The organism is [Brevibacterium] flavum (genome assembly GCF_019317305.1).
GTDB classification, from domain to species: domain Bacteria; phylum Actinomycetota; class Actinomycetes; order Mycobacteriales; family Mycobacteriaceae; genus Corynebacterium; species Corynebacterium glutamicum.
The window spans coordinates 2,924,958-2,944,490 of record NZ_CP079240.1; the positions used below are offsets into that span (position 1 = coordinate 2,924,958).

At 54.5% G+C, this 19,533-nt stretch carries 17 protein-coding genes and 1 pseudogene; 4 read left to right on the forward strand and 14 right to left on the reverse strand.

Going from position 1 to position 19,533, the window contains the following annotated elements:
* Positions 1–429 precede the first annotated feature (429 nt).
* Both KW808_RS14145 and pta read right to left on the reverse strand, forming a co-directional pair.
* Positions 430–1,623: an acetate kinase gene (locus KW808_RS14145; protein ID WP_003862874.1), complete on the reverse strand. Its 1,194-nt coding sequence runs from the start codon at positions 1,621–1,623 to the stop codon at positions 430–432.
* The gene (pta, locus tag KW808_RS14150) at positions 1,623–3,008 is read right to left on the reverse strand and encodes a phosphate acetyltransferase (RefSeq protein ID WP_003862872.1); all 1,386 of its coding nucleotides are present in this window, start codon (positions 3,006–3,008) and stop codon (positions 1,623–1,625) included. Before pta ends, KW808_RS14145 begins: the two co-directional genes overlap by 1 nt.
* A gap of 512 nt (positions 3,009–3,520) precedes the next feature.
* On the opposite strand from pta, the gene KW808_RS14155 reads away from it, so the two are divergent.
* Together KW808_RS14155 and KW808_RS14160 are read left to right on the forward strand one after the other, a co-directional pair.
* Positions 3,521–4,888, forward strand: a complete 1,368-nt coding sequence (locus KW808_RS14155) for an FAD-dependent oxidoreductase (RefSeq protein ID WP_003853658.1) — start codon at positions 3,521–3,523, stop codon at positions 4,886–4,888.
* 136 nt (positions 4,889–5,024) lie between these two features.
* A complete protein-coding gene (locus KW808_RS14160; protein WP_003862869.1) occupies positions 5,025–5,573 on the forward strand; it encodes a GNAT family N-acetyltransferase in 549 nt (182 codons plus the stop codon).
* Here the strand turns inward: KW808_RS14160 and KW808_RS14165 are convergent.
* The 5 genes from KW808_RS14165 to KW808_RS14185 all read right to left on the reverse strand — a co-directional run bounded on the left by KW808_RS14165 (position 5,562) and on the right by KW808_RS14185 (position 10,793).
* The gene (locus KW808_RS14165; protein WP_003862867.1) at positions 5,562–6,572 is read right to left on the reverse strand and encodes a hypothetical protein; all 1,011 of its coding nucleotides are present in this window, start codon (positions 6,570–6,572) and stop codon (positions 5,562–5,564) included. The genes KW808_RS14160 and KW808_RS14165 overlap by 12 nt on opposite strands.
* A 14-nt stretch (positions 6,573–6,586) precedes the next feature.
* Positions 6,587–7,405, reverse strand: coding sequence for a hypothetical protein (locus tag KW808_RS14170; RefSeq protein ID WP_034983301.1), 819 nt, complete (start codon positions 7,403–7,405; stop codon positions 6,587–6,589).
* 294 nt (positions 7,406–7,699) lie between these two features.
* On the reverse strand, positions 7,700–8,101 hold the full coding sequence (locus tag KW808_RS14175; protein ID WP_003862861.1) for a hypothetical protein: 402 nt from the start codon (positions 8,099–8,101) through the stop codon (positions 7,700–7,702).
* A gap of 1 nt (position 8,102) precedes the next feature.
* Entirely contained in the window at positions 8,103–9,329 is a 1,227-nt protein-coding gene (gene purT / locus KW808_RS14180; protein ID WP_003853648.1) for a formate-dependent phosphoribosylglycinamide formyltransferase, read from the reverse strand.
* A 174-nt stretch (positions 9,330–9,503) separates the two neighbouring features.
* The gene (locus KW808_RS14185) at positions 9,504–10,793 is read right to left on the reverse strand and encodes an adenylosuccinate synthase (protein WP_003853639.1); all 1,290 of its coding nucleotides are present in this window, start codon (positions 10,791–10,793) and stop codon (positions 9,504–9,506) included.
* A gap of 119 nt (positions 10,794–10,912) precedes the next feature.
* On the opposite strand from KW808_RS14185, the gene KW808_RS14190 reads away from it, so the two are divergent.
* Both KW808_RS14190 and KW808_RS14195 read left to right on the forward strand, forming a co-directional pair.
* Positions 10,913–11,764 carry a hypothetical protein gene (locus KW808_RS14190; protein WP_003862859.1) on the forward strand — a complete coding sequence of 284 codons (852 nt, stop codon included), beginning with the start codon at positions 10,913–10,915 and terminating at the stop codon, positions 11,762–11,764.
* A gap of 14 nt (positions 11,765–11,778) precedes the next feature.
* A pseudogene (locus tag KW808_RS14195) lies at positions 11,779–11,886 on the forward strand (PLDc N-terminal domain-containing protein); the annotation flags it as partial.
* A gap of 155 nt (positions 11,887–12,041) precedes the next feature.
* Here the strand turns inward: KW808_RS14195 and KW808_RS14200 are convergent.
* The 7 genes from KW808_RS14200 to KW808_RS14230 form a co-directional block, all read right to left on the reverse strand.
* The gene (locus KW808_RS14200) at positions 12,042–13,211 is read right to left on the reverse strand and encodes an FUSC family protein (protein ID WP_003862856.1); all 1,170 of its coding nucleotides are present in this window, start codon (positions 13,209–13,211) and stop codon (positions 12,042–12,044) included.
* A gap of 96 nt (positions 13,212–13,307) precedes the next feature.
* Positions 13,308–14,342 (reverse strand): class II fructose-bisphosphate aldolase, encoded by a 1,035-nt coding sequence (gene fbaA, locus KW808_RS14205; RefSeq protein WP_003862854.1) that lies wholly within the window; start codon positions 14,340–14,342, stop codon positions 13,308–13,310.
* A 247-nt stretch (positions 14,343–14,589) separates the two neighbouring features.
* Complete coding sequence (locus tag KW808_RS14210) at positions 14,590–15,807, reverse strand: glycoside hydrolase family 76 protein (protein ID WP_003862852.1); 1,218 nt, start codon at positions 15,805–15,807, stop codon at positions 14,590–14,592.
* A gap of 89 nt (positions 15,808–15,896) precedes the next feature.
* On the reverse strand, positions 15,897–16,565 hold the full coding sequence (locus KW808_RS14215; RefSeq protein WP_011266007.1) for a TrmH family RNA methyltransferase: 669 nt from the start codon (positions 16,563–16,565) through the stop codon (positions 15,897–15,899).
* Complete coding sequence (gene pyrE, locus KW808_RS14220) at positions 16,552–17,106, reverse strand: orotate phosphoribosyltransferase (protein ID WP_003862850.1); 555 nt, start codon at positions 17,104–17,106, stop codon at positions 16,552–16,554. Before pyrE ends, KW808_RS14215 begins: the two co-directional genes overlap by 14 nt.
* Positions 17,107–17,205: 99 nt before the next feature.
* A complete protein-coding gene (locus tag KW808_RS14225) occupies positions 17,206–18,546 on the reverse strand; it encodes a TtfA family protein (RefSeq protein WP_003862844.1) in 1,341 nt (446 codons plus the stop codon).
* A 43-nt stretch (positions 18,547–18,589) separates the two neighbouring features.
* Complete coding sequence (locus KW808_RS14230) at positions 18,590–19,414, reverse strand: sulfurtransferase (protein WP_003862841.1); 825 nt, start codon at positions 19,412–19,414, stop codon at positions 18,590–18,592.
* Positions 19,415–19,533: the final 119 nt, after the last annotated feature.

Consider the following 19,533-nt stretch of genomic DNA (forward strand, 5'->3'; position numbering starts at 1 on the left):
GGTGCGATGTCCCCTAGTTTGGCTTTGGGCGAGTTAGGCCCTTAGAAGCGATTCTGGGGGCGTTACTTTTGGGACAATTGGGACTGTTGGGATTTCTGGAGGGTTGCTGCAGGTTTACTGTTCAACTTCTCGTTACAGATTGCCGGGATTTGCTTAAATCGAACGAAGATTTGCATAATAGCAAGGTGTTAGAGCAAATTTTCGACCAAAACCGGCCTTTTAATGTTCGGTGGGGACGAAAATTCGCAACCCCAAGAGGTCTAGGGGCCAACAAGCGATTCCTGTGAAGTTCCAGGGCAAGGATCCACCACGTTCCAAAGGAAAACTGGGATCTGTGGTGGATCCGTGCAGTTTCACCCCTTAAAAACGCAAAAATCCACCACAAAACCGCTGATCAGAGCGATTTGTGGTGGATCCTAACCAGGAGAGCTAAGCGAACTTCACCGCGTACCTAGCGATAGCTAATTCTTCATTAGTTGGGATGACAAACACCTTCACCTTGGAGGCATCAGTGGAAATCAATCGAGGACCATCGTTTGGCAGTGCGTTGCGCTCCGGATCGATTTCGATGCCGTACATTTCCAAACCTGCCAAGGCATCCTCACGGACAAACTGGGCATTTTCACCGACACCGGCGGTGAACACGATGGTGTCTACCCGTCCCAGTGCCACCATGTAGGAACCGAGGTAGCGGCGGAGTTGGTGTATGTAAATGTTGTACGCGGACCAGGCATCTTGATCATTGTTGTCGATCATTTCCCGCAGTTCACGGAAATCATTGACTCCGGAAAGACCTTTAACGCCCGACTTCTTGTTCAGTAGGTTATCGATCTCATCGATGCTCATGCCAGCGGTGCGTGAGAGATGGAAAACGATACCTGGATCAATGTCACCGCTTCGGGTACCCATGACAAGTCCCGCGAGAGGTGTCATACCCATGGAAGTATCTACCGCACGGCCGCCTTGAACAGCAGCCATGGATGCGCCGTTGCCCAGGTGGAAGGTGATGGTGTTGATGTCTTCGGTGGGCTTTTCCAGAATTTCCACCACGCGCTTGGACACAAATTCATGAGAGGTGCCGTGGAAACCATAGCGCCTGATTCCGTGTTCAGCGGCAACATCTTTATTGATGGCATACAGCGCAGCTGCTGGTGGAAGTGAGTGGAAGAAACCGGTGTCAAAGACAGCTACGTGTGGGACATCGGGGAGAATTTTTCGAGCAACATCAATGCCGTCAACGTTTGCAGGGTTGTGCAGTGGTGCGAGTGGAATGAGATCGCGGATCATTTCAACGATTTCATCAGTGATAAGTTCCGGTGCAGAGAACAAGATTCCACCGTGGACCACGCGGTGTCCAACTGCGGTGATTTCCAGTTGGGAAGGACCACAGTTGTGCTGGTCCATGAGATCGAACGCCAGGTTTAGGCCTTCGGAGTGATCTGCGATGGGTGTCTCTAGGGTGTATTTTTCACCCTCTATTTTGAGTACGATGCGGCCGTTTGGCTCACCAATCTGCTCCACAAGACCAGAAACATATGGCTCGTCGATGGCAGAGTTTTCGGGGTTGACCAGCTGGAATTTGATGGAAGATGAACCGGAGTTCAAAACAAGTGCCAATGCCATTAGCTGCGTCCTCCTGCCTGAATTGCGGTGATGGCTACTGTGTTGACGATGTCAGGGACTGTTGCGCCACGGGAAAGGTCGTTGACTGGTTTGTTCAGGCCCTGCAGAATCGGACCAACTGCCAGGGCGTGACCGGTGCGTTGTGCAGTTTTGTAGCCGATGTTTCCGGCTTCCAGGTCAGGGAAGATAAACACATTTGCCTGGCCAGCGACGTCAGAGTCTGGCATCTTCTTGCGCGCCACACCCGGGTCGACGGCGGCGTCGAACTGAAGTGGTCCATCGACGCATAGTTCTGGGTTGAGTCGGCGTGCTTCTGCAAGAGCGTCGATGGCGCGATCCACATCTGAGCCTCCGCCGGAGTTGCCAGTGGAGTAGGACAAGATGGCTACGCGAGGATCAATGCCAAATTGTGCTGCAGTTTTTGCTGACACAACGGCGATTTCACCAAGCTGTTCAGCAGTTGGGTTCGGGTTAACAGCACAGTCGCCGAATGCCCACAGTCGCCCGCGCAGCACCATGAGGAAGATGGAAGAAACGACGGATGCTTCTGGAACAGTTTTGATGATCTGGAAGCTTGGCTTAATGGTGTGTGCGGTGGTGTTTGCTGCACCGGATACCATTCCGTCGGCGTCGCCGTTGTGGACCATCATGGTGCCGAAGTAGGAAATATCCTTCATGATTTCGCGGGCTTCATCGATAGTGACGCTCTTTGACTTGCGCAGCTCCGCGAATTGTTCGGCGAATTCCTCCAGGCGAGGATCTGTCAGCGGATTGACCAGGTATGCAGTGTTAAGGTGCAGGCCAAGTTCGGTAGCGCGCTCCTTGATCTTTACTGGATCGCCAAGGATCGTGATGTCACAGATGTCTTGGTCAAGCAGCTGGTGGGCAGCCATCAAGATGCGGTCGTCGTCACCTTCTGGCAGCACAATGTGGGAGTGCTCTGCGCGTGCGCGCTTGAGCAGCCAGTTTTCAAAGAGTTCGGCGCTCATGACTGGTTCGAGGTTGCTGTGGTTGCGCACAGCCTTGCGCAGCTTATCCGGCATTGGCTCTTGTTCAGCGGTAAATGCTGCTGCAACAACTGCGCCGGCATTGTTTACCTGGGTGCGAGCAAGAGCAACGTGCTTGCCTTGCTTGTCTACCAGCAGTAGCACTGGGACGCCGAGGGCAGCGGCGACCTGGGCGTCGAAAAACGTGTTTCCTACACCGATGATGAGAGCTGGCCCCTCAGCGAGGAGGTCCGCCGCGAGAACTTTGGATACTTCTAGTTCTTCGTCGGGCAGGTTGGTGAGCCGAACTCCAAGGTCTGCTGCTACTTCTTCCAAATCGAATCCATCGAAGCTGCGGTTGACCGTGGTGATCAGAGCTGAGGTCGGTGTGTCAGACATACATCGCCTTTCTAGTTTCAGCCTGAACCTTCTCATTGATGACACTTCAGGCTTGTGCCTCCTGGCACTACTGAGGGGAAGTTGTGATTTCTTACATAGTTTAGCGTTCGTCCGCCTTGCGTACAGCCCGGTTTGCAAAGTTTTATTTTGTAATTTTCAAACCGATCTCAATTCCACGCTTTGAGCAGCACAAATGCTTATTGCCGTAGAAAACAATACGGAGCGGTTACAAGTTGCGAAGCACCCTTTGCAAAGTTTTTAGCGGTACTTTACAGCTCTTCACCCCACATTAATGGGGTCTATGAAAGCGCACAGCGTGACAAATCTGCCCCCAGCAAAGCCCCCAATACTCCCCGACTGGCCTTTATTAGTCTGCACTTACCACGTATCATGGAGGGTTGATAGCAGGGCACCATTAGCAGTCGCACCCCGATAGGAGTCGAATCTACAAGTGGAACCCCCGCTCACATACTCCACATTTTTTAAAACCCCTTTAAGGAATCGAACTTTATATGTCTCGCCCTTTGCGTGTTGCCGTTGTCGGTGCAGGTCCAGCAGGAATCTACGCGTCTGATTTGTTGATGAAATCCGACACGGACGTGCAGATTGATCTTTTTGAACGCATGCCAGCGCCTTTCGGTTTGATCCGTTATGGTGTTGCGCCTGATCACCCTCGCATCAAGGGCATCGTGAAGTCCCTGCACAATGTGATGGACAAGGAGCAGCTGCGTTTCTTGGGCAACATTGAGGTCGGCAAGGACATCACTGTTGAGGAGTTGCGTGAGTTTTATGACGCGATCGTGTTCTCCACTGGCGCTACTGGTGACCAGGATCTTCGGGTTCCAGGTTCTGATTTGGAAGGTTCTTGGGGCGCTGGCGAGTTCGTTGGTTTCTATGATGGCAACCCGAACTTTGAACGCAACTGGGATCTTTCTGCTGAGAAGGTAGCGGTTGTTGGTGTCGGTAACGTGGCGTTGGACGTTGCTCGTATTTTGGCGAAGACTGGCGATGAGCTGCTAGTTACTGAAATCCCTGACAATGTCTATGAGAGCTTGGCTAAGAATCAGGCTAAGGAAGTGCACGTTTTTGGTCGTCGTGGACCTGCTCAGGCGAAGTTCACTCCGTTGGAGCTGAAGGAACTTGATCATTCCGACACCATCGAGGTGATCGTGAACCCTGAGGACATTGATTACGATGCAGCTTCGGAGCAGGCTCGTCGTGATTCCAAGTCTCAGGACCTCGTGTGCCAGACTTTGGAAAGCTACGCGATGCGCGATCCTAAGGGCGCTCCTCACAAGCTGTTCATTCACTTCTTTGAGTCCCCAGTGGAGATCCTCGGTGAAGACGGCAAGGTTGTTGGCCTCAAGACTGAGCGCACTCAGCTGGATGGTAACGGTGGCGTGACTGGTACCGGCGAGTTCAAGACCTGGGATGTGCAGTCAGTTTACCGCGCGGTGGGTTACCGTTCTGATGCGATCGAGGGTGTTCCTTTTGATGATGAGCGCGCGGTTGTCCCCAACGACGGCGGCCACATCATCGATCCTGAGGTCGGCTCCCCCATCACTGGCCTGTACGCCACTGGCTGGATCAAGCGTGGCCCAATTGGACTGATCGGCAACACCAAGTCCGACGCCAAGGAAACCACTGAGATGCTGCTTGCTGATCACGCTGCTGGTTCTTTGCCTGCGCCTGCAAAGCCTGAGTTGGAGTCCATCATTGAGTTCCTCGATGAGCGCAAGGTTGCGTTCACCACGTGGGATGGCTGGCACCTGCTGGATGCTGCGGAGCGCGCGCTGGGTGAGCCTGAGGGCCGCGAGCGCAAGAAGATCGTTGAGTGGAATGACATGGTGCGCCATGCTCGTCCAGAATACGACATCTAAAGTCGCTTAAAGCCTCAAAAAAGGGCGCTGTTGGAGGTTAATCCACAGCGCCCTGTGTGCACTCTACTAGTGAATATCCGGTGAATGCTCGTCCCTCGACTGTCTACTTAGTAGGTTTGCAGGCTAGTCTTTTGTCATGACCCGATACTTTGCAGTTTCCAATCTTCAGGAGCTTGGCTCCCTCGAAGTACACAAATTGTACAAACTTCGTGTAGATATTTTCGTCCACGAGCAGCAGACTCCGTACGCGGAGATCGATGACACCGATGCTGCCCCAACCACCAATCACATCCTGGCTTGGGAGCGCACCGACGCCACCCCAACCAACCTCATCGGCTGCGCACGCCTCGCGCCCATCACCGCCGCCGAGCTTAAGGCGTACACCGGCAAGGGCATTTCGCTTGACGACGCCACCCCGCTCTCACAACTCGGCCGCGTAGCGGTGGCACCGGAAGAGCGGGGCTCGGGGCTCTCAGGTGAGCTCATGCACAACGCGCTGCGTCTTGCATATGAGCAGTACCCCGACCGCGATGTTGTCCTGACCGCGCAGAAGCCTTTGGCAGATTTCTACGCAGAATACGGCTTTGAGGTCTTGGGCGAGGAGTACCTTGACTCTGGTGTTCCTCACTTGCCGATGTTGCTCAAGGCTGATGAGCTTGAAAGGTTCTCAGACCTAGACGCCTAATCCGTAGTCACTGGAACTCACCCACATCTCCTCGCCGGTCGCGGTGCGGAAACGCACCCGATCGCCGTCGAGTGTTACGGAGAGGGAGGCGTCGAGAAGCGAATTTGGCGCCTCAATGAGCTGGCGGCCGCGGAAATAGTCGAGGCCGGGGTTGCCCACTTGGGTGCCCATCAGGCTGAGTTTTCCGCCGGTGACCGTCAAATGAATAAGGTTGTTGCCGTCGTCCCAGCCGGGGGTGCTGAGTGTTTGGCACCAGAAATCTTGCGATCCCGGCGCGTCAAAGAAACATGACATGGCGTTGCCGTCACTGAACCGTAATTCCGCGATGTTGGAAAATGCCTGGTACAAGCCACCTTGTGTGGTTAGTTCCGCGTCGTGCTGGGCATTTGAGAGCATCTCAAAACCCTGCGCGCTGATGCGGAATGTTTCATTGGTCGCGTACTTAATGCAGGAAATTTCATCGGCAGACTCGGTGAAACAAGCCATGGTGTGTAAATCGATGTAGGTTCCCGGCGGCAACGTGGTGTAATTTTCCGGCATGACATGAGAAATCGCCGTGGCGTACTCAGCAAAACCTGGTCTGTTTTCCACATTTGTATCCGCCACTACGTAACCATCGTCGAATTGGCACGCACCCTGTGCGAAACTCAGCCGCCAATCGGTGGAGGGCTCCCGGTTGATAGGTGCGTCCTGTTCCATGGGGCGAAACTCACATTTAATGGTTCCATCAGCTGAGGAAAAACTCACCTGTCCAGGCTGATAACCACTAGAAAAATGCCCCACATTTTGGCGAGTGTAGCGAGGCATCAAGTTGATACCTTCTGCCTGCTGCGTGGTCGTTTCCGCAGGTGTCGTGGGTTGTGGTGGCTGCGCTGCCGTTTCAGAAGTAGGTTGCGGGGCGGTTTCTGTCACTGTTTCTGTAACCGGCGGCTGCGTATCAGAGCATGCAACCACCGCAAGCGCCACGAATGGAATGATCGCTAACCACTTGGTTTTCATCAGTGCTCCTAAAATTAGTGTGTGCCGGCTCCAAAATCGTGTGTGTTTGCCCAATACTGATTCCCCTGAGGCGTGGTCAGCGTGAGGGTGGTTCCATCAAATTCTGCACTCACACCGTTCGCGAGGAGATACGATCCCGGACCGAATATTTGTTGAGATTTATAAACGCTTTGCGTTGGATTCGTGGGGCGAGCACCCTCAAACTCGGAGTCGGCCTGGTTCAGATTCCACCACAGGGTGTTGGCAGGGCCAGCTGAAGTTGACCAGCCTCCAGGACCACTGTTGTGGCACAAGAACTCTTCCGCCTGCAACTCACTGACACAGGTGATGCTGGTGCCATCGGTGAACTGGAAATTCGTCATTTTCGATAACGTTTGAACCTGGCCACTCGAATTAGTTAGCTGCTCAGTGGCTTTTGCAGGATCAAGCTCATGGAAGCCCTGTTCATTGATTGTAAATGCCTGGTTGGAGGCGAAATCGAGACAACTAAACTCCGATACACTCGGCGCCCAACAACCCATGTGACCAAGATGCACCATCTCACCAACATCGAGAGTCGCTTGCGCTTCTGGTAATTCTTCTTCGGTTTCACTCAATTCGGCAAAGCGTTCCCGGACATTTTCATCCGTGGTGACGCTGATGTGTTGATCACCAAAAGCGCACGTTCCCGCAGTTTCGTCGAAATCAAATTCCTTGATCTGATAGCTGGTCTCTCCCGGTGTCGCTTCAAAGAAACAGTGTGCGGTGATCCCATCGCCAGTGGTAAATACGGCAGTTTCTTGGTCTTGGACACCGATGTCATACGTTGCTGGATCGATGTGGAGATAATCCAACTCGGTGGCTGCTATGGGAGTAGATGCGGAGCTTGCTGTGGAGGTTGTTGAGGCTTGAGGGGTCTCGGGAGCCTGCGAAGTTAAGGTGGGCGCTGGGGTTTGTTCCTGTTCGGAGCAGGCCTGGAGCACTAAAAGCCCGACTGAACTAAGCGCCATGAGAACTGCGTGCGCTGTTGTCGTTCTAGCCATGATGAACCTGCCATCTCACGAGGTGTGCTGGAGTCCACTTGTTTCTAAAACGTTAGTCTCCCGAAACCTTGATTAATACCCTCACGGCTAATTGTTATAACCTCGTTAAATTTTTATGTCTACTCTGCTGTCTCTCCTGAAAGCGCAAAAAATCGTGATCCCCAACCACAACACTGCACACCCAAAGTTAATGAGCGCAGGGTGGAAGATCACCGGGTCACTCACTGGTGTAGTCCACACGAGGTAACTGATGAAAAACAGGGCAGCAATTGCCACTGAAGCCAGCACCTCAGAGGTGGTGGTGTGCCTGAGAGAAATCCCGATGATGTACAAATAAGGCGATACCACGGCAAACACTGCCCCAATACCTAAAGCCCACCAGCCGGAAGCTCCGCCGGAGTCAAGCTGCGGGCCAACAGCTACCGCCGCGTATCCGATCAAGATGACACCGATGGCAAGCAGGATCGTAGAAACCCACGAAATGCTGCCCCGATGCGTTCCCAGCATGTTAAGCCTCTGCGGAATTTCCTGGATGAACCTTGATCGCCGCGGCAGCCAAAGTGGCGCGGTCCCGGGCTGCAGCCACATCCTCAGCGGTGGACACTGCAACACCCATGCGACGCTTGGTGAAGGCCTCTGGCTTGGCAAAGATACGAAGATCAGTTTCAGCCACTGCCAGCGCTTCAGCCAACCCGGTGTAGCTCACGCCTTCAGATTCGATGCCACCGTAGATGACAGCGGAGGCACCTGGAGAAATCAGAGTGACATCAACAGGCAATCCCAGAATTGCCTTGGCGTGGAGTTCAAATTCAGAGAAACGCTGGGTGGCAAGGGTGACAAGGCCGGTGTCGTGTGGGCGTGGGGAGACTTCAGAGAAGTACACGTCATCGCCGGAGACAAAGAGCTCCACACCAAATACGCCGCGTCCGCCCAATGCGTTGGTGATGCGTGCGGCTACTGAGCGTGCGTTTTCCAGCGCGCGAGGAGTCATCTCCATTGGCTGCCAGGATTCCACGTAGTCGCCGTCTTCTTGGCGGTGTCCAATGGGCTCACAGAACCAGGTCGCAGGCTTAGAGGTGGTGGGATCGATGGACCTTACTGTCAACAGGGTGATCTCGTAATCGAATTCCACGAAAGCTTCCACAATGACGCGGGAGTTGGCCACGCGTGCACCGCTCATCGCATAATCCCATGCTGCCTGCAGATCGTCTGAACTACGCAAAACAGATTGGCCCTTGCCGGAAGAACTCATCACTGGTTTCACCACGTTCGGGTAACCAAGCTTTTCAGCAGCTGCGGAGAATTCCTCGAAAGTGGAGCAGAACTCATAGTTGGAGGTCGGGAGACCCAGTTCCTCTGCTGCCAGCTTGCGGATGCCTTCGCGGTTCATGGTCAGCTTGGCTGCACGTGCAGTGGGCACGATGGTGGCCAGGCCTTCTTCTTCGATCTTTACCAGTTCATCGGTTGCCAGTGCTTCGATTTCAGGAATGACAAAATCTGGGCGCACACGCTCCACCAATTCCCGCACCTGGGCTGCATCTGTCATGTCGATGACATAGGAGAAGTGAGCGACCTGGTGGGCTGGGGCATGTTCGTAGCGATCAACAGCATGGACTTCCAGGCCGAGACGCTGGAAAGCAATGGCTACTTCTTTGCCTAATTCTCCTGATCCCAGCAGCATCACTTTCGTGGCATTGGGGGTCAAAGGGGTGCCGATCGACTCTGGGATGTACATGCCTTTTAGCCTCCGTTGGAAGATGTCAGAAATATTGGTGTTCACTCTATCTGACATGCCGAAGGCTTAAACCCTAATGCCTTAAATTAGGGGCATCCCACTGACAGAAAAAATCCCCGCAACATCAATCTGTTGCAGGGATTTTTCTCATTAACTGGCTTAAACGGAGGTGTTTTAGCCTTCCAAAACGTCATGCAGGACGATGGTCTGATCGCGACCAGGTCCAACACCGATGTAGGAGAAGCGAGCACCAGAGAGTTCTTCCAGGCGTCGGACGTAGTCCTGGGCCTTTTGTGGAAGATCCTCGAAGGTCTTGCAGTCGGTGATGTCTTCGTCCCATGCAGGCATGGTTTCAAAGATTGGGGTTGCGTGGTGGAACTCTGACTGGGTCAGTGGCATTTCATCGTGGCGAACACCATCAACGTCGTAAGCTACGCAGATTGGGATTTCACCGATGCCGGTGAGCACGTCTAGCTTGGTCAGGAAGTAGTCTGTGAATCCGTTGACGCGGGATGCGTAACGAGCAATCACGGAGTCGTACCAGCCACAGCGACGCTTACGGCCGGTGTTCACGCCGACCTCGCCACCGACGGTCTGCAGGTACTCGCCCCACTTATCAAACAGCTCAGTTGGGAATGGGCCGGCACCAACACGAGTGGTGTAGGCCTTGATGATGCCCAAGGAGCTGGTGATCTTGGTTGGGCCGATACCTGAACCAACGCTTGCGCCACCGGCGGTTGGGTTGGAGGAGGTGACGAATGGGTAGGTGCCGTGGTCCACGTCGAGCATGGTTGCCTGGCCACCTTCCATAAGAACGTGCTTGCCCTGATCAAGTGCCTCGTTGAGCACCAAGGTGGCATCGATGACCATGGGGCGCAGGCGATCAGCGTAGGAGAGGAAGTACTGCACGATTTCCTCAGCGACGATGGCCTTGCGGTTGTACATCTTCACCAGCACCTGGTTTTTGTAATCCAGGGCGGATTCGACTTTTTGACGCAGAATGGATTCGTCGAAAATGTCTTGAACACGGATTCCCACGCGGGACACCTTGTCCGCGTAGGTAGGGCCGATGCCACGGCCGGTGGTGCCGATTGCGCGCTTGCCCAGGAAGCGTTCCTGAACCCGGTCCATCACCTGGTGGTATGGAGCAACCAGGTGAGCGTTTGCAGAGATGCGCAGGCGGGATGCATCCGCACCGCGAGCCTCAAGGCCGTCGATTTCTTCGAACAGTGCCTCAAGGTTGATCACAACGCCGTTGCCCAAAATTGGGGTGGCCGTTTCGGAGAGGACGCCGGCAGGAAGGAGCTTTAGCTCGTACTTCTCGCCGCCGACCACAACAGTGTGTCCAGCGTTGTTACCGCCATTGGGCTTAACCACGTAATCGACGAGTCCGCCGAGAATATCCGTGGCCTTACCTTTGCCTTCATCGCCCCATTGAGCGCCGACAATAACGATTGCAGCCATTGGTTTACGTCACATCCGATCCATGAAGTTGGAGTATGCACGCGTGTGCGCACACAGACGTTATTTCATCTTACTATCCCATGTGAGGTTTTTAATCATCGCGATACTAAGCTTGCGGTATGCGTCTTCTGGTTTTGCGGTGCGATGCCCCACACATCAACGAATTCCCTGCCCTTTCCACCTCTGCGGAGATCCACGATTTGCCTGCGGTGCCCACCCGAAAAGACCTCAAAATTCTTGATGATGCGGCCTTTGATGTGCTCCCTCAGGATCCCACTCCGTCTCTCGATGAGATCGCCAAGCAGCCTGATGTCGAGCATTTGAACAGCCCTAAGTTTGCGCCACAACAGCCTGAAACCCGTTTGCGCATCGTGGTGATCGGTTCGGATGCAGCACTGTCTGCGGTGCTGACTCGTCTCATGCGCGCGGATAATTTGTGGGCGGAGATTGGGTTTGTGCCCGTCGGCCCTTCAACGGCTGCGAAGAACTGGGGTCTGCCCACCGATGAGGCTGCCGCGCTTGAGCTCGCACTGACCGGATTGGTCAATCCTGCCCCGCTCATCCGCGATGACGCCGCGGTCGCCGTCGCAGGTTCAGCCACTATCACCAACTGGGAGCCGGGTGAGATCACCGGCGAAGTCATCGTCGATGATCATGTTCTCATCCGCCACGAGGCTGCGTCGAAGGCCCCACGCCGTGGCGTCTACGGTGCCCGCTTGGTGCCGATGCTTGACGCCCCAGGCATCGCTGCGGTCGTCATGGACACTCCCCTGCCCGGCGAAGTGCCCTCCCGCAGCCTGTTCCCTCGCCCCTCGGGCTCGGTTATTCCAGAGAGCTTTTCGACGGGTCGTGCCATGCAAGCCGGCGGCCCCTCGCTACAAATCCGGGTTGACGGAATTTCCCGCAAACGTAAAGTGGAGCGCGTTACCTTCTATCGACATTTGCGCGATCTCCAAATCGTGCGGCCGTAAAACAAGGAGCCCGCATGGCACCAGCGACATCTCTCCCGCTTGAATCAGGAAATAATATTCTCTTCCCGCCAATGTATGACCTTGTCTGGTCTGTGATTCCCTTCGTCATTCTCTTGGTTGTGGCCATCACCGTCGCAACTGTGGAATACACGAGAAAACGGGATGTAGTGGCTTCATTGGGATGGGGAGCTCTCGTGTTGTTCCTCCCCATCATCGGATTTGTCATTTGGGCAGTAGCAGCGCTTATTCGCCGTGAAAACCGAACCGCGATAAAAGGCTAGTCTTCGTCATCCCACAGCTCCGGAGGGTAAGCCGGACTCTCTGAGGTCGGAACCAACACTGCCACTGCAGATTCCCTGGACATGCCGCAGATCTGCAACAGGTCCACAATGATGGATCGCGATTGCGCCAAAATTACTTGTGCGGATAGCACTCGATCTTCGGCGATGTCCTCGCCCACTTCACTGCCCAGTTGACGTAGACGGTTTACCAATTCAGGAATTTCCAGTGCTTCACTGATTTCTTTGTGGTGCTCATAAAGGTCTGACAGTCGCAGTGCAATGTCTGCGATTTCCTCAATCACGTGGATTTGTTGATCGCTGACGGTGTCATTGTCTTCGGTCAGCACCACTGCCCGTCGCGCAAGGACTCGAGCATTTCGGATGACGTTGTCCACTGGCGCCAGAATGCGATACAGCGATCTCACGCGGGACCTATCTCCCCACAAAAATGGCGATACGGTGGTTGCTTCCTTGCCTGAAGATGCCGCAGTTTCCAGCTTGTTCACCGACGCCTGCGACCTTCTCAATGCTTCCAAAGCATTGTTGAGTTTGGCTGCATCCTTGGCTTTTAGGGAAGCTGCCACGTCTTCCAGCACACTAGCTGCGATCCCCAAAACGTTGGCCACTTGATGCCGGCCGGCGTCAAGAGGAGATGAGGGAAGAAGTGCGATGACCAAAATTCCCACGCCACCACCAATGAAGGCGTCGATCATACGGTCAATGCTTCCACCATCACCTGGCGGGAACATCGTGGCAATCAAAATGCCACCAATGGCCATCTGATTACTCACCAACGGTGCCGGTGAAACAAACGAGGCCACCAGCAGCGCTAATCCAACCACCACAAATATCTGCCAATAGCCCGTGCCGATTTGCATGATCAGTAAATCACCCAAACCAACGCCTAAAGCACAGCCCAGGGTGAGTTCCGTGGCTCTTTTGATGCGGTCTCCTCCGGAGAGACCCAAAATAATCACCGCGGACATCGGTGCGAAAAACGGTTGTCCGTGTTTGATCACTTCCACGGCAATCCAATACGCCACACCCGCACCAATTGCGGAATGAACAATAAACAGCAGTCGGGAACGAACCCGCAGCAATCTATTGCGCAGGGACTTATCCAGTTCAGACAGTCTGGCGACAGTCCCCAGTTTCTTCTTTGCCATGGCCTCAAGATTAGCTATGCATATTCACAAGAGCATGAGAAGACACGAAAAAGGGCAGTCCCCTTGATGCGGAACTGCCCTTTTTAACTGCTGAGATTACTTAGCGGTGGTCTTTCCAACAGACTTGAGGTCCTGGCAAGACTCGATGATGCGCTCAGACATGCTCTGCTCAGCCTTCTTCATGTAAGAGCGTGGGTCGTAAGCCTTCTTGTTTCCGACCTCGCCGTCGATCTTGAGAACGCCGTTGTAGTTCTCAAACATGTGGGAGACGATTGGGCGGGTGAATGCGTACTGGGTGTCAGTATCAACGTTCATCTTGATGACGCCGTAGGTCAGCGCCTCTTCGATCTTTGCCTTCTCGGAGCCTGAGCCACCGTGGAAGACGAAGTCGAATGGAAGTGCGTCGTCTGCAAGTCCAAGCTTCTTGCGTGCAACCTGCTGGCCCTCAAGGAGGACCTCTGGGCGCAGCTTGACGTTGCCTGGCTTGTAAACGCCGTGGACGTTACCGAAGGTAGCTGCTAGTAGGTAGCGGCCCTTCTCACCGGTGCCGATTGCATCGATGGTCTTCTCGAAGTCTTCTGGGGAGGTGTAGAGGTTTGCGCCAGCCTTAGCCTCAACGCCGTCTTCTTCGCCACCGACAACACCGATCTCAACTTCCAAGATGATGTTCGCTGCCTTAGCCTTAGCCAGCAGCTCCTGTGCGATTTCGAGGTTCTCGTCGATTGGGACAGCGGAACCATCCCACATGTGGGACTGGAACAGTGGAAGCTCGCCGCGGTCGACGCGCTCCTGGGAGATAGCCAGCAGTGGGCGGACGTACTCGTCCAGGACTTCCTTCTGGCAGTGGTCAGTGTGCAGAGCAACGTTGATGCCGTAGCTCTTTGCTGCCTCGTGGGCGAAGGCTGCAAGCGCAACTGCGCCCTTGACCTTGTTCTTTACTGCCAGGCCGGAACCGAACTCTGCACCACCGGTGGAGAACTGGATGATTCCGTCAGATTCAGCCTCTGCGAAGCCCTTGAGAGCTGCGTTGATGGTTTCCGAGGAGGTGCAGTTGATGGCTGGGAAGGCGAATCCGCCTTCCTTAGCACGATCGAGCATCTCGTTATAGACCTCGGGAGTTGCGATAGGCATAAGGTGTCTCCTCCAAAAGGTGACTGTCACTGAACTATGTATGTAATTTCATCATGCAGAAACATGGTGAAGCGCGAACCGATAATCCCACATTCACAATGTCTGATTCTGTTTGATCAAACATTGGTTGTGGCATCTTCAGTTGCCTATAGCCAATTATGCCTGCATCACTCAACTTTTGTCGTGTGATATTCCCTTCAACCTAAGGAAAATGCATAAACGCAGGTCAGCGCATACACTATCGGGGCTATCGGGAGCGACCGGTGTAACTATTGCCGTTGTTTTCCAGTTCTTCGGCCACTTTCGCTGCTGCTTCCATGAGCATCCAACCGGACAATTGCACGGACAGATCACGTTCATCCACGCGCACAACACTCACCAGATCGCTCAAACTAGAGGAACTCAAACCAAAGTTTTGTGGCAGGCGTGCATCCGTTGTCCAGTCTGTGGCGAATACCGGAAGGCCATCAACTTCCAATCGGTGGTTCCATACGCTTTCCGCCGATTCCAGTACCAGGCGTGCTGCAATCTTTTTGGTTTCCCGGTTGGTTGGGGAATCGTCAGGCAGGCGGATGGCCACATCAGCTAAATAGCGGACCAAAATGCCCTTGAACAAACCGCCGTCGCCGTCACCGGTGTCCCAATCAATAACGCCCTGGAAGTTGGTCATCTTCCGCGACACAGCCTGAACCACAGCGTGGATGTGTGCGAAGTATTTGAGGGAGTCTTCTGCCTTATCGGCATCCGACCAGTGATCCACCACAGTAGTGGTCAAGCCTGCGCGCTCACGCAGTTTGAGAGCAATTTCCAAACACGCACCAATGGCGACACCTTGACAATACGGGTGGATGGAACGGACAAGCTCAGGTCCGTGCATGCGCATGCGCAATCCGTCCATCACAAGGCCGTCGTCATCGATCAGGTTGTCAAAAATCCAATCGGTGATTTTCATGGCCTCGTCCAAACGGTCGGTGCGAGCCATCATGATGGCAGCGGGACCGTTGGAGGGAACATTGTAGAAGGTTTCACCGGAACGCCACGGCAGCACACCAGTAAGGGAATCAATGCCATCGACGATGTTTTGTTCCAACGAGGGCAATGATTTTGGTGTGCGCACCTTTCGCACTTTTCCGGCACGCCCAAGAGCAAGGGCCAGCCAAGCTTTGTCGTCGTAATAACGATTCGAGGTCAGCTTGCCCACATTGCGCACCGAAATGCCGCGGATGGTGTCCCTGATGCGGTCACGGCGGGCCTTTGTGGTGCGCCGACGAGCTGCATCCACCAGGCAGTCTAGATAATGCGCTTGCCACCAGTAGTGCCAGTGGATAAACAGTTTTTCTTTGGCGTTGGATGGCCATGCCACAAACCCAAGATTTGTTCGAGGCAGACCCCAAACCCTCGCGGAATGCCTTTCGTTGATGGCGGATTCCGCTAGGTCAGCTCTGTTTACCCATTTGTCTAACACTGAGTGTTTCTTCGCTCCAATGCAGGTGTTGTACAATTAAATACGACACCCAAAAGTATAACGAAAGTCTAACGATCTAGGGTATAAAATTACCAGGCTTGCGATAAGTCGGCATGTTGACGAATCCATGCATGCATTGCAATACCAGCAGCTACACCCGCGTTGATGGATCGAGTGGAACCAAATTGGGCAATCGAACAGGTCATTAACGCACCTGCACGCGCAGCTTCGGTGACACCTGGGCCTTCCTGACCAAACAGCAACAGGCAGTTCTTCGGCAACTCAGCGGTTTCCAAAGGCACGGAACCTGGGGTGTTATCGATCGCGACGATGGTAAGCCGCTCCGCGATTGCCCATGCAAGCAGCGAATCAACGTCTTCGTGGTGCATGAGGTGCTGGTAACGGTCAGTCACCATGGCTCCCCTGCGGTTCCACCGACGTCTACCCACAATGTGGACTGTGTTCACGGCAAAGGCGTTGGCGGTGCGCACGACGGTGCCGATGTTGGCGTCGTTTTCAAAGTTTTCGATCGCTACGTGGAGGCTGTGGCGGCGGGTGTCGATATCTTCAACAATCGCCTCACGGGTCCAATAACGATAGGCGTCAACAACGTTGCGGCGATCGCCCTCGTTGAGGAGGGTGACGTCGAAAAGCGGGCTTGTAGGCCGAGGTACGCCGGGGTTTTCCTCTTCCCATGGACCTTTGCCCACGCGGGACTCGCCCCACTCCGTGGGGCCGGGGGTGTTAGTTGAGTCCAAGATCAGAAAGTCCCAGCAAGCTGCGGTAAGGAAGGCCTTCCGCTGCGATAACCTCATCTGCACCGGTTGCGCGATCGACCACGGTGGCAACGCCCACAACCTCAATGCCAGCTTCACGCAACGCGGCGACAGCTGTCAGAGGGGAGTTTCCGGTGGTGGTGGTATCTTCCACCACGAGCACCTTCTTGCCCGTCAGGTCAGGGCCCTCAATGCGACGCTGCATGCCGTGCTTCTTGGCTTCCTTGCGCACCACAAACGCGTTGATATCGCGGCCGTCGGCGTGCATGATGGCGGTGGCAACCGGGTCAGCGCCCAAGGTCAGGCCGCCAACTGCGTCATAGTCCCAGTCAGCGGTGGCTTCGCGCAGCAGCTGACCGATCAGGCGAGATGCGCGCGCGTGCAACGTAGCACGACGGACATCGATGTAGTAATCAGCCTTCTTGCCCGAAGACAAGGTGACTTCACCGTGGACGACAGCCAACTCTTTGATCAGTTCAGCAAGCTCAGCGCGCGCTTCTGCGTTAATGGAATTAGATGACATGGATTTCCCAGCCCTTCCCTAATTTGATGATTGAGGTTTAAACCCGCGTTTGTTACAGCATAGAACCTGGGGTGGACACGGCCGAAAAACACCAGTTGTCTACCACTGTTTTGGTGGCTCATCCGCGTCGGTGGAATCTTGGAAAATACTGGACTGACCATTGAGATCACGCAGCACACGCGTGCCATAAAGATCGCTCGGACGCTCTGGATCACCCTCTGCAATCGACTCCACATCATCTGCACCCAATGACCGTGGTTCGACCACTCCGCGGCTTTCCTGCACACCGCGAACCGGCATCTGCAACGGCTCCTCGGGGCGGATCACCAACGGCTGCGACAAATCTTCTTCCGAAGCATTAGGAGTAAACGCTGGCTTTTCTGGCTGCTCCGGCTTCAGACGACTTGGCTCCAAATGCTTCAAATCCAAGGTCTGCGCACGCGTGGAACGAGGTGGCAACGTGAAAGACGCGTCCGTGAGCAGCGCCAACGGCCGTAAAATCTCTTCCCAATCGGACGGCGTGGAACCCTTGATGGTTTCCGCCAGCACCCAATCAGATTCCATCCACACAGCAGTCACAGCTTCTGGCATGGAATCCAAACCGACGTGAATGCGCTCGTCGACAAAGCGCTGCGCAACCCCCGCCACGTTACTGAGCAGGCGGAATCCGGAGACCGTATCAATCTCGACTAAATCATCAGATTCTTCACGCTCTGGATCGGCTGGCTGCTCACCGCGGCGCGCATCAATGACCACGTCAGAGGTAATTCCACGGCGCATCGCCATCACGGGCACGCCCGCCAAATCCACCAGATGCGTTTCATATCCTTCAGCCATGCCACTGACCACATCACGTGCAACGGCACCAGTCGATGCCGCACCCCTTGACCATTCATCGGTCAAAAAGGCATCTTCCTTGATGAAATCGAAGTGGTGCTTCGCAGCCCAGTTTCGGCGCTCCCGGCGCTGCGAACCAGGCAAAGAGCTCAAAAACGAATGCTTATCGACGCCCCGTTGCTCCTCGTCCGCAGCTACCTCCGCCGTGGCAGGGGCTTGAGGTTGCTCGGATTGCGCTGGTTGAGCTGGCTCTTCCGGGTAGTCCTCTACCTCAGCAAGCTCTGCCAAGGCATTTTCAACATCAGCATCCAGCTCAGGGGAATCATCAAAATAAATGTCCTCAGCCTGGTCCGGCTCAAGATCTTGCACTGGTTCTGGCGCAAATCTAGGCGCAACTTCCAGCTCTGGCTCCAGCTCTGATTCAGGGTCCAGTTCTGGCTCAAACTCAGGGTCCGGCTCTTCTTCAACCAGCACGGGTGCAGGTGCGACTGAGCCCACAGGTGCTTCAGCCTTTTTAGCTGCCTGTTTAGACGAGTCCGCGCGCCACAGTACGATGCCTGCCACCAAGATCAGTGCGGCGATGATCAAGACACTTATTTCCATCACATCACACACCTTACTGGCAGTGCGTCCTCAAGCCACGATTTTAGGCCTCGATAGGATTCTCGGGGTTAGCGCTCCACTGTGACCAACCAGCAAAATAGTGGCTCGCACCGGTCAGCCCCGCGTGCTCCATGCCAGCCAGCAACTGGGACGAGTGGTTACCGGAACCGGAATAAACGATGACGTTCTCTCCGCTGGTTACCCCCTTGTCCGCAAAAATCTGGCGGATTTCTTCTGGCGATTTGAAGGTGAAATCATCTTCCAGCAAAGTTTTCGCATTGATGTTGATTGCGCCTGGAATGTGTCCGGCTTTCAGATCGAGCTTTTCACTGCGACCTGCAAATCGTTGTTCATCGCGAGCATCAATCAAAATGCCCTGATGTGCCTTGACATCTTCGATGGTCGCTACTGGCAGCTGACCTGGGTTGGGACGCACATTGCAAAAGTGCGGGAAGTTTCCAGGCCCGCCAGCGTGACCCAATTTGTGGTTTTCCCACTTCTGGAAACCACCGTCAAGGATGCGAACGTTGGGCATGCCCGCCCATCGCAGGATCCACCAGGCGCGTGCAGCAAAAAGGCCACGTCCCTGATCGTAAAACACGATTTCACGATCGGTATTCAAACCCCAGGTCCTGAAAGAACGTGCCAACACATTCAGCGGTGGCAGTGGGTTGCGGCCATCTTCAGAGGAAGGAACTCCGGAAAGCTCAAGGGCAGGGTCGCAGAAAATGGAAGTTGGGATGTGCTCAGAGCAGAAAACTGTGCGGCCTGCTCCTTCAATTGGAGCCCAGAAAGCAGCGAGAACAGTTTGTTTCTTACCAGCGTGGATTGATTCAGCAAGGGTGGACGGAGAAATCAACACGGTCATAGCCCCGAGCCTAGGCGTAAATGTGACCAAGCGCAGCGCGGACATAACCTAACCAGCATAAGACATCGAAACTTCCCCTACCATTCACATTGGTAACCCGTTGGGGTGCGTACGCTAAG